Genomic DNA, 4,190 nt, shown 5'->3' with positions numbered 1-4,190 from the left:
TCCGCCGCGGTCCGGGCCTCAAGCCGGGAAATCCCGGCCAACCGGTCCAGGCAATCATCCTTCCGCCGGCGCAAAGGATCCGACGGAAACAGCACCTCACCCTGGGCTACGTCATCCTTGGCTCCGTCATCACAGTCACCGCCACCGGAACTACCAAGGCACGCGGACGGGGCAACGGCACGGCCAGCGGCAACGGCACAGTCAGCGGCTACGACGGGGCCAGCGACTACGGCACGGCCAGCGGCGGAGGCCATGATGCGCTCCAACACCCCATCCGCCGTCGTACTTTCCATACCCCCATCATCCCGCCGGGCACCGACAATTTCGGTGCGAACAAAGGCCTATGTGGATAACCCGGGAAACCGATGCTTCAGTACAGCCAACAGGCTGGTGATCGGGTGACCACGTCGCGTTTAGCGCGAGCTTCGCGGCGCTCAGGCGGGCAGCAACATGGCAGCAGCCGCACCGGCCAGCATAAACGGACCGAACGGTATGGATGACTTCAGGGTGCCGCGTCGTGCCGCAAGCAGGGCAATGGACCACAGTCCACCCAGCAGGAAAGCTGCAAAGGTGCCGGCGAAGACGTGGCCCCAGCCGAGGTAGCCCAAATACATTCCCAGGACTCCGGCCAGTTTCACGTCGCCGAATCCCATTCCTGGCGGATAGACCAGCCGCAGGACAAAATAGAAGACCCAGAGGACCGCTCCCCCGCCGAGTATGCGCAGTGCCGGCACGCCCAGGATCTCTGCGCCACCCTCAAGTGCAGCCCCTTGGGCCCCGGGGCCGGCCACCACGAGGACGATAGCGGCCGTCACGAGCAGCACTCCAGCCACTGCGTAGGACGGAAAAACGATCCGGTTGGGCAACAGGTGGTGGCGCACGTCGATGACGGTCAGCCGGGCAGCCATCACCACAAAATAGAGGCACGCTGCCAGGACCAGCCAGAAGGCCAGCGGGGCCACATCCCAAAGTTCGTCCAGTCGTCGGATCACCCCTCGGATGCTACTGGATTCCGCCGGTCCACGCGGCAGCGCCCACGCGTAAACTGTGGATATGTCGACATGGGACACCAGGCGCCGGCCGGATCCGGACAGCGGCAAACCTGCCGCGGACCTGACCACGGTGTTCCGGAATCTCTGCAGGTCTTCACCCTGGAAATGGCAGAGCCTTCGCTTCGAATACTGGGACGAACCATTTCCCGAGGCCCCCGACGCCGATGCGCCGCTGGTCCGCGCGTGGCTGCGCAGGCCGGGCGCGCTCCGGCTGGAAACCTCGGACGGACTGGTCCTCCACAGCACAACTGGAATCAATGATTCCAAGGACGGGCTCTACATCAGCGCCACGCGGAAGTCGTGGCTGCTTCCCCCGCAGCTGGTGGCGCCGGTTTACGACGACGGCGGGCTGGTCAGGCGCCGCCCCGAGGCGGCGTACGGCGAACCAGGCTTCGGTAACGGCCGCTTTTCGGCTGCCCTCGATCCCGTGGAGCTGGCCGGCAACGCTCCCGTGCCCCTGGAATTTCCGGGCAGCAACCCGCTGGAAATCAGCGAAGTCCGGCGGATCGAGCACGAGGGACGGCCGGCACTGGAGGCTCTTGTCACCCCAACAGTCTCCTACCGGCCCGCTGATTCTGCCGCCCCGCTATGCCAGCCCGGCAGGAACCGGGTAAGGATCGACCTTGAGACGGCCGTGTGTGTGGCAAGCCAGTCTCTGGAATCCGCAACGCCGGACTACGGACACTGGCTTCGAATCATCGCGGTCGACGAGTACATGCTGGACGATCTCTTCCTGGCGGAGTCCATGAACCTCACGGACGTCCGGCGCCACATCAGTTGGGACATTTCGGCCTGAGACCAACGGAGGACCGGGTCCCCCACGGGCGCCGGCGACACCAGGACGGCTTGCGGCCGGCACTGATGGACAGTGGGCTACGCTTCCCTGATGACCCCGCTGACTTCTCTCTGGCCCGTCCTTGGCCTCACGCTGACCACACCCCGGCTGGTGCTGCGGCCCATCACCGACGACGACATACCTGCCGCGGTCGCTGCCGCCCGCAGTGGAATCCATCCCCAGGGCCGGAATCCCTTCAGCATGCCCTGGACTGAACTTCCGGATGAGGAGTTGGGGCCCAACATGGCACGGTGGTACTGGCGCTGCCGGGGCGGATTCACCGCTGAGGACTGGACACTGCTCCTGGGGATCTGGCACGACGGGGAGTTCATCGGCTGCCAGGACATTGGAGCGAAGGACTTTGCAACGCTCAAGACCGTGAGCACGGGCTCGTGGCTCAGGCAGTCCGCCCAGGGCCAGGGCCTGGGCAAGGAGATGCGGGCCGCCGTCGTGCTTTACGCGTTTGACTGGCTGGGAGGAGAGGTGGCGGAGTCGGAAGCCGCCGTCTGGAACGCCGCCTCACTGGGCGTGTCGCGCGCGCTGGGCTACGAGCTCAACGGGGTCGCCCGCAAGTCGTGGGGCGGCGTCATGAAGGAAGTCCAGAATGTCCGTGTCACCCCGGAAACCTTCAGGCGCCCGGACTGGACCGTAAAGGTGGAAGGCCACGAAGCAGCCGCCAAGTTCCTCGGGGCGTAGCAAGAGTACGCGGTTCCTGCTGCCGGAGGTGCCCGGGTCAGCCTTCCGGCAACGTGCGTCAAAAGCGACGGAGGAACCAGCACGCTGGGGAGGGTTGGCCCGGGCACCCACCGGAAGGCTAGATCTCGGCGCCCTCCAGGAGTTCCGTGACGAGGGCTGCGATGGGCGAGCGCTCGGAGCGGGTCAGGGTGATGTGGCCGAAGAGTGGGTGTCCTTTCAGGGTTTCGACGACGGCGGCGATGCCATCGTGCCGTCCGACGCGCAGGTTGTCGCGCTGGGCGACGTCGTGGGTGAGGACGATCTTTGAGTTCTGGCCGATGCGGCTCATCACGGTGAGAAGGACGTTCTTCTCGAGTGACTGCGCTTCGTCCACGATCACGAAGGCGTCGTGCAGGGAGCGTCCGCGGATGTGGGTCAGCGGCATGACTTCCAGCATCCCGCGGTCCATGACCTCTTCCACCACTTCCTGGCTGACCAGGGCGCCGAGGGTGTCGAAGACCGCCTGTGCCCAGGGGTTCATCTTTTCCGACTCGGAACCCGGCAGGTAGCCAAGTTCCTGGCCGCCCACTGCGTACAGGGGCCGGAACACGATGACCTTGCGGTGCTCACGGCGCTCCAGGACGGCTTCCAGGCCGGCGCACAGGGCAAGAGCGGACTTGCCGGTGCCGGCCCGGCCGCCCAGGGAAACAATGCCGACGGCGGGATCCATCAGCATGTCGATGGCCAGCCGCTGCTCAGCGGAACGGCCATGCAGGCCGAAGACGTCACGGTCCCCCTTGACCAGCCGGACCTGTTTGTCGGAGCCAACCCGGCCCAGGGCGGAGCCACGGTTGGAGAGAATCACCAGGCCGGTGTTTACGGGCATTTCGGCAGCGGCGGGGATGAAGACCGGTTCGTGGCCGTAGAGCGTGGAGACCTCTTCCTCGGTGGCCTCCACCTCCGCGATCCCCGTCCAGCCGGAGTCCTTCACCAGTTCGTTGCGGTACTCGTCGGCTGTCAGCCCCATGGCGGATGCCTTGACGCGCATGGGCAGGTCCTTGGACACCACCGTCACGTTGCGGCCCTCGTTGGCCAGGTTCTTCGCCACAGCCAGGATGCGGCTGTCGTTGTCGCCGCTTCGGAACCCCAGCGGCAGTACCTCAGCGGAAACATGGTTCAGTTCCACCATGAGCGTGCCGCCGTCGTCCCCGATGGGGATGGGCTGGCTCAAGCCGCCGTGCTTGACCCGGAGATCATCGAGCAGCCGAAGCGCCTTGCGCGCAAAGTAGCCGAGTTCGGGGTCGTGCCGTTTTCCCTCAAGTTCCGTGATGACAACAATGGGAACAATGACTTCGTGCTCAGCGAAGCGCAGCAGCGCCCGCGGATCCGAGAGCAGAACGGACGTGTCAATAACGAAGCTGCTAATGGTGGCTTCCCTTCCGGAGACAACAAAACCGGCCGCAGATCGTTCATCTGCTGAACCGGTTATTGGGGTAGCTCGCGTGGCGCGAGAGGTAGCTTTCTGTCCCGCGGAAACGGCCTCGGGCAGTAGTTCAGAAGTAGCCACATCGACTCCAGCCCCGGGCACACGCCCGGAATTGTTATTGGTGAGGCGGTTCGGCCTGAAG

5 protein-coding genes are annotated in these 4,190 nt (G+C 65.2%); 3 read left to right on the top strand and 2 right to left on the bottom strand.

Annotated elements, in window-relative coordinates; translation table 11 throughout:
- Positions 1-353: hypothetical protein (locus tag DBR22_RS23975; protein ID WP_181365246.1), on the top strand; the 353-nt coding region annotated here is incomplete at its 5' end.
- A gap of 81 nt (positions 354-434) precedes the next feature.
- Here DBR22_RS23975 and DBR22_RS18860 read toward each other — a convergent pair.
- Positions 435-992 carry a prepilin peptidase gene (locus DBR22_RS18860; protein WP_108600258.1) on the bottom strand — a complete coding sequence of 186 codons (558 nt, stop codon included), beginning with the start codon at positions 990-992 and terminating at the stop codon, positions 435-437.
- Between the two features lie 61 nt (positions 993-1,053).
- Between DBR22_RS18860 and DBR22_RS18855 the strand changes: the two genes are divergently transcribed.
- Both DBR22_RS18855 and DBR22_RS18850 read left to right on the top strand, forming a co-directional pair.
- Positions 1,054-1,848, top strand: coding sequence for a hypothetical protein (locus DBR22_RS18855; protein ID WP_181365245.1), 795 nt, complete (start codon positions 1,054-1,056; stop codon positions 1,846-1,848).
- Positions 1,849-1,938: 90 nt separating this feature from the next.
- Positions 1,939-2,583, top strand: coding sequence for a GNAT family N-acetyltransferase (locus tag DBR22_RS18850; RefSeq protein ID WP_108600259.1), 645 nt, complete (start codon positions 1,939-1,941; stop codon positions 2,581-2,583).
- 118 nt (positions 2,584-2,701) lie between these two features.
- Here the strand turns inward: DBR22_RS18850 and DBR22_RS18845 are convergent, their stop codons facing one another.
- On the bottom strand, positions 2,702-4,129 hold the full coding sequence (locus DBR22_RS18845; RefSeq protein ID WP_108600257.1) for a PhoH family protein: 1,428 nt from the start codon (positions 4,127-4,129) through the stop codon (positions 2,702-2,704).
- Positions 4,130-4,190 lie beyond the last annotated feature (61 nt).

The sequence above is a fragment of the Arthrobacter sp. HMWF013 genome, from assembly GCF_003061105.1.
Lineage (GTDB): Bacteria > Actinomycetota > Actinomycetes > Actinomycetales > Micrococcaceae > Arthrobacter.
Note: the sequence above shows the minus strand (reverse complement) of the source record. Positions and strands in the feature narration are given on the sequence as shown.